We start from the raw sequence: 6000 nt of genomic DNA, 5'->3' as shown, positions 1-6000 counted from the left end.
ACCTACGCGGTGCATTGTGGCGAATGCTTTGAGATACGCGTTGGTGATCGCGGTATTCGGTGCCGGCTTGAGCTTGACCGGAATTGGTATGTCATCATGAGAGAAGCGCGATTCAACTTGAGGAGTAAAGATATTTACCAAGTCCGGTTCGTCTAACGACAAGCAGAGGGAAAGTCATCCGTGCTGACTTTTCCTCTTATCTCTTCACTAAGGACACGATTTCTGGCAAACCTTGGACACCTAACACTGTCATATTCCGGCCAATATGGGTTGGCAGTAACAGTAACGATTGCGCTGAGACTGTACCAACCTACCTTCGATGTAACGATTGTGCAGAATCTGCACCGCTTGACTTTCGGCGCAACGATTGCGCTGAGACTGCATCACCCCTCCTTCGATGCAACAATTGCGCAAAATCTGTATCGCTTGACTTTCGACGTAACGATTGCGCAGAATTTGTACCTCCTGTCCTTCGGCGCAGCGATTAGGCAATTTTAAGCGGACCGTAGTTCCGCTAATCCTGTCCAATTCGCAAATATCCGGGCGATCCCGGACACACGTTCCGTTAATCAGCCCCTGAAGGAGCCGTTAGGGGTTATATGACGCAAATAACGGATCCTGTGTCAAAAAGTAAGACGATTTTGCGCTTCAGCTGGTATATAGCGGATTTCCTGTCCGTTTCCTCTAGCCGCCATCTTGCACGCTTGTTCATTATCTCTCCCAAACCTTTGCCAAATTCTCGCCAAGCTCGAACCCTTACCTAGCCCTCGCTGTATTCACGCCAAATGCTCTCCAAATGCTCTCCAAATGCTCTCCAAATGCTCTCCAAATGCTCTCCAAATGCTCTCCAAATGCTCTTCACCTCTTCAACTCCTCGCCAAATTCGCACCAGGCCCTCGCCTGATTCAAAGCCTTCGTCAACTCCGCGACGATCTTTTTCGCCCGCCATCCCGCAAATGCAAATTCATAAAAACGGGTTCACTCAGTCTTTCCTTGGAATAGCTTTCGGCATCGCCGTTTGTTCGCGCACGGCTAGCGCAAATGAAGCCCGACCGGGGCGCAAAGAAAGTGCATGCGGTGCGTGCATGCAGGGTGTACGTACGGTGCATGTATGCGGGTGTGTGCATGTGTTGCGTACGTGAGACGCATATACGCGGTGCATGTACACGATACATGTACACGATACATGTACACGATACATGAACGTGGTACATGACCCGGCACGTGCATGCGATGCGCTGCGCCAGGCGCTAATACGGGATTTCAGCGTGTTGAAGGGCGGCAAACCGGCAATACTGAAAAAAAGGAAAAGAAACCCAGAGAGAGGGACGGGAGGATAGCGCGGTGAAGAGGGCCATACAACTAAGGTTGTTTCAGGCGCTGCTTCTGCTCGCCATTCTGTTCGGCGTCGCCGAGGCCAGGCTGGCCTGGGTGCAGCTCGGCTTCGGCCGGTCGGAGACGACGCACGCTTCGCTGGAGCGAAAGGCCGTTCTGCAGCGGTCGGACAGCCTTGTGCTCGACAGCGGCCGCGGCCACTTCGTCGACCGAAACGGCGCCTTGCTGACCGGCGAAACGGTGCGGGCGCTGGCCGCGTTTCCGGCGCAAGGAGGACCGCACGGTACGGACGAGGCGATCGGCAAGCTGGCCGACATTCTGGAGACCGACCGCGGCCGGTTTCAGGCATGGCTCGACAATCTGAAGGCGGCCGACGTGTGGCGGGAGGGCGACGGAAAGCGCGCCTATGCCCTGACCGAGCGTCAGGCGGCGCAAATCCGGCAGCTCGAACTGTCGGGCATCGCCATTTTGCCCTACCGCAACCGGTACGCCGATAGGGAAGCGCTGTCCACGCTGCAGGCAATCGGCTACGTGTCGCAGCATCCGGAACGGATCGGGCAAATTTACGGCGAGCAGCTTAGGACCGGGCTTATGAATAAAAACGACCTGATCGGCGGAGCGGGGCTCGAGCGTTCGCTCGACCGGCTGCTGAAGGGCATCGGGCCGACGAAAGCGATCCAGCTGACGGACGCATCCAGAAGGCCGTTGGAGGGGCTGGGCATCCGGGTGATGGCTCCGGACAATCCCCATTACCCGGTGCAGGTCAAAACGACGCTCGACCTTCGGATGCAGCGGGCGGCGGCGAACGTTCTGAACGACCACGGCATCAAGGAGGGCGCGGTCGTCGTGCTGGACGCGGACAATGCCGATATTCTGGCGATGGTCTCGCTGCCCGCGTTCGACCCGGAGCATATCGGCGTTGCCGGCACGGATGAGCGCAACCATGCGCTTTTGGCGGTTCCGCCGGGCTCGGTGTTCAAGACGGTGACGCTGGCGGCGGCGCTGGAAGCGGGCGTGACGAACGTAAAAGAGAAGTTTTTTTGCAGCGGAACGTACGGCCGCTACGGGCTGCGGTGCTGGCGCGAGCACGGACACGGCGTGCTGACGCTGGAGCAGGCGTATGCGGAGTCCTGCAACGTCGTGTTCGCCGCGCTGGCGGAGCGGCTTGATCCGGCGCTGCTGCAAAAGACGGCCGAACGGATGGGACTCGGCAGGCAAGTCGGCTGGAGCGTAAGCCGGTTCATCGACGGAGAGCCGCTGCGGCTGCTGCCGGAGGAGCAGCCGGGCGTTATTTTTGCCGACCTGGAGAAAGCGAAGGACGGGGGCGTAAGAACCGGTTCGGGAATCGGGCAAAGAGACGTGCGGATCACGCCGCTGCAGGCGGCCAACATGGCAGTCACCCTGCTGCACGGAGGCACCGTGCTGGCGCCCCGCCTCGTCAGCGAAATCCGCTATGCGGACGGAGGGCTGCTGGCCAGCTTGCCTCCCCAGAAGGCGGCGTCCGGGCAGGGGGCGATATCGCCGCGAACCGCCGCGTTCGTCCGCCGGGCGATGGAGGCCGTCGTAACGAAAGGAACCGCCGCCGACGCCTTGAAGGATGCCGTCTGGCCGCTCGCCGGCAAATCCGGCACCGCCGAGCTTGCCGGCACCCGTTCGGCCTATAACGACCATTGGTTTGTCGGCTATGGTCCGGCCAAAGGAAAAGCCCGCTACGCGGTAGCCGTCCTGCTCGAAAACGAGCGGGTCGGATTGCGCAATCGGGCTGCGGCGGTATTCGGCGATATCATGGAGGCGCTTCGCCGGATCGACTCGGAACGGAGCCCGAAATCCTGAGGGCGAAGGCCCGATCTCCAGAAGCATTGACGCCGATCCGTTCTCCTTACTCCTCCTTTTGATGCGGAGCCAGCGGCGAGACGGTAAATTCCTCTTTCGGCAGGCGGATCCACTTTTGCAGATAGCCCTGATCGTACAGCGCCTTAAGCAGAATCAGCAGAATCGGGGCCAAAATCAACCCCGCCACGCCGAACAGCGACAGCGAGACGAGCATGGCGGCCAGCATCGTGAATGCGGATACGCCCACCGTATTGCCCGTAATGCGCGGCTCCAGCACTTGGCGGGTCAACGTGACGACGACGAGCAAAATCGTCAGCCAGACGGCAAGAACGGTATCCCCCGTAATAAACAGATACAGGATCCAGGGAATAAACAGCGTGCTGACCCCAAGCAAAGGAAGCACGTCGAAGACGCCGGCGAGCAGGGCGATCGCGAACGCGTTTTTGACTCCGAGCAGCAGCAGCGCGGCGAAAATGACGACAAACGTGATGCTGACCAGCTTGGCCTGCGCCGAAAAGTAGGCCCCGATGCCTCTGAATACATTTTCGCGCAAAAAAGCGAAGGCGATCTTCAAAGTTCTGGGAGAACGATCCGTTGCCAGCTTGCGCCACCAATCGATTTCGACGCTCAGGAAATAGGCGAGGATGATCGCCATGACAAAGTTGAACACGAACGTGGAAAAGGAGGTCAAAAACGAAACCAGCTTATTGAGAAACGTCGTTGCCACATTCGTGCCGAATTCGGTCAGCTTGTTGACCGCTTCCTCCGCTCGGTCCGTGATGTCGGGCGGGAGCCTGTCGATGTGCCCCTTGAGATTGTCCGCGATCGCGGTAACCTGCCCGGTCAATATTTTTTGGTAATGGGGCAAATTGGCGCTCAGTTGATTGATCTGCGAATAAAAGATAAAGCCGAGACCCGTCAGCAGCGCCAGCACGATCAGCGTAAAGAGAAGGATGCTGATGCCCGAAGCGATCGATTTGCGGATGCCGATGCGGTGAAGCCGTTTGGCGAGCGGCTCGATGCAAAGGAAGACGAGAATCGACAAAAAGACGGGAGCGGCAATGCTGTACAAAAAGCTGAATATGTACATCGTAAGCCAAACGGTCAGCGCGATCACGCCGATGTCGAAAGCGGTTCGCCAATATTTCTTGTACAAATGAAGCATGAATTCCCCACCCTTGCTTGGAATGGAACCGCCGAAAAAGACGGCTTCTTTTACATGATACCAAAAAAGATGCCCCCAGCCATGCTCAATCCTAAATACGTATGATAAAATGATAGGGTGGCAAGATTTGCGCGCACTCTATATCAAGCAGGCAAGTTGGTGGGGAAACATGGACAGAATCCTGTGGTGGGTGTTTTATTACTTTTCGATATACGCGTTTTTGCCGGGATTCTTCAGCCGGGTGTTCGGATTGCGCGCTTTTCGGCGCGGCCTGACGGACCGCGAAATTTCATTGACGTTCGACGACGGTCCCGATCCAAGGTATACGCCGCAATTGCTGGATTTGCTCAAGGAGCACGGAGCGAAAGCGACATTCTTTGTTGTCGGGGCCAACGCCGAAAAATACCCGGACATCGTCAAACGGATTCATGACGAAGGACACGATTTGGGCATTCATAATTATGTTCACCGCAGCAACTGGATTATGCGTCCGAAGACGGTCAAGCGCCAAGTAGAGCGGACTTCGGACATCATTTACGGCATCACGGGCGAAAGGCCGCGGTTTTACCGTCCGCCCTGGGGCATCATCAATATTTTCGACTTTGCCCGGCGGTCCTCGCTGCAGATCGTGCTGTGGACGTCCATGTTCGGCGATTGGAAAGAAAAAGTCGGCGCCGACAAGCTGTACAGGAAGATGCGGGAGAAGCTCGGTCCCGGCCAGGTGTTTTTGCTGCACGACTGCGGGGAAACGTTCGGAGCCGATCCCGCCGCTCCGGCCAATACGATCCAGGCGGTCCGGCGGATTCTGGAAGACGGCGCCAGCCTGGGATTGAGGTTTGTCGGGATCGGAGAGATGATCGAGCTGACCGAACGGGCCAAAGCGGAAAAGCGAAAGAAAGCGGAGGCGAAGCTGGCCGTGAAGAAAAAAAAGCTCGCATCCATCGGCGAGACCGCCGCGGCTTCGGCCCATCCGCGCGTCGGGCCGTTCAAGCGGGCGGTCGTGGCGGTATGGCTGCTGTGGGAGAAGCTCTTTCACTTGGTGTTCCGGCTTAAGCCTTTGGGCAATCACGATTTTATGCACTACAGGGTGCGCAAATACAGCGGTCCGGCGCTGAAGCTTCAAGACGGATCGGAGCTTAGGCGCGGCGATCTGATCATGGAATTGCACTTCGACAACGCCAAAATGTACGAAATCGGCATGACGTCCCGTTCCGCGCTGCAAATCGCGATCCGGCTTATCCGCGAGGTCGAGGGCATTCTTCCCGACATCGCGCTGGAGATGGAGCGGCTGCCGCAGCGGGACGAGGTCAAGGCGATCTACGGCGTGACGATGATTGCAAAAGGCGCCGAAACGATCGGATTTGAGACGTTCGAATTGCCCCGCGGATGGTTCGCCTCGCTTACCAACTGGTATTTGCGGCTGCTGATGCGCGTTATCCGGCCGGGCGGGGCGAAGAAAGGCACGGGCGCAATCGCGGCCCGAACCGTCGTCATGACGCGGGAGCGGCTGGCCGCCTGGCGCGGCCGCGTCCCCGCCGCCCGCACGGTCCGTCCGAAGCCGCCGGAAAAACGATCCAAGCAGGCGGAACAGGAGGCATTCGACGAAGAGACCGTGCACAGTCCGGTAGGTTGACCGGGCAAGCCGAACGGCCTAATTTAAAAAGCGA

The 6000-nt window shown here is 58.0% G+C and carries 4 protein-coding genes; 3 read left to right on the top strand and 1 reads right to left on the bottom strand.

All coding sequences use genetic code 11. From position 1 onward, the window contains the following. The first annotated feature begins 9 nt into the window (after positions 1 to 9). Entirely contained in the window at positions 10 to 156 is a 147-nt protein-coding gene (locus F560_RS25990) for a DUF5348 domain-containing protein (protein ID WP_245554830.1), read from the top strand. Positions 157 to 1344: 1188 nt separating this feature from the next. Next, a complete protein-coding gene (locus tag F560_RS0117275; RefSeq protein WP_083932117.1) occupies positions 1345 to 3168 on the top strand; it encodes a peptidoglycan D,D-transpeptidase FtsI family protein in 1824 nt (607 codons plus the stop codon). A gap of 46 nt (positions 3169 to 3214) precedes the next feature. On the opposite strand, the gene F560_RS0117270 is transcribed toward F560_RS0117275, so the two are convergent. Further along, positions 3215 to 4333, bottom strand: a complete 1119-nt coding sequence (locus tag F560_RS0117270) for an AI-2E family transporter (protein ID WP_019007018.1) — start codon at positions 4331 to 4333, stop codon at positions 3215 to 3217. A gap of 169 nt (positions 4334 to 4502) precedes the next feature. On the opposite strand from F560_RS0117270, the gene F560_RS0117265 reads away from it, so the two are divergent. After that, a complete protein-coding gene (locus F560_RS0117265; RefSeq protein ID WP_019007017.1) occupies positions 4503 to 5966 on the top strand; it encodes a polysaccharide deacetylase family protein in 1464 nt (487 codons plus the stop codon). Positions 5967 to 6000 lie beyond the last annotated feature (34 nt).

It is taken from the genome of Cohnella laeviribosi DSM 21336 (genome assembly GCF_000378425.1).
GTDB classification, from domain to species: Bacteria; Bacillota; Bacilli; order Paenibacillales; family Paenibacillaceae; genus Cohnella; species Cohnella laeviribosi.
This window is presented reverse-complemented; position numbering and strand designations above follow the sequence as displayed.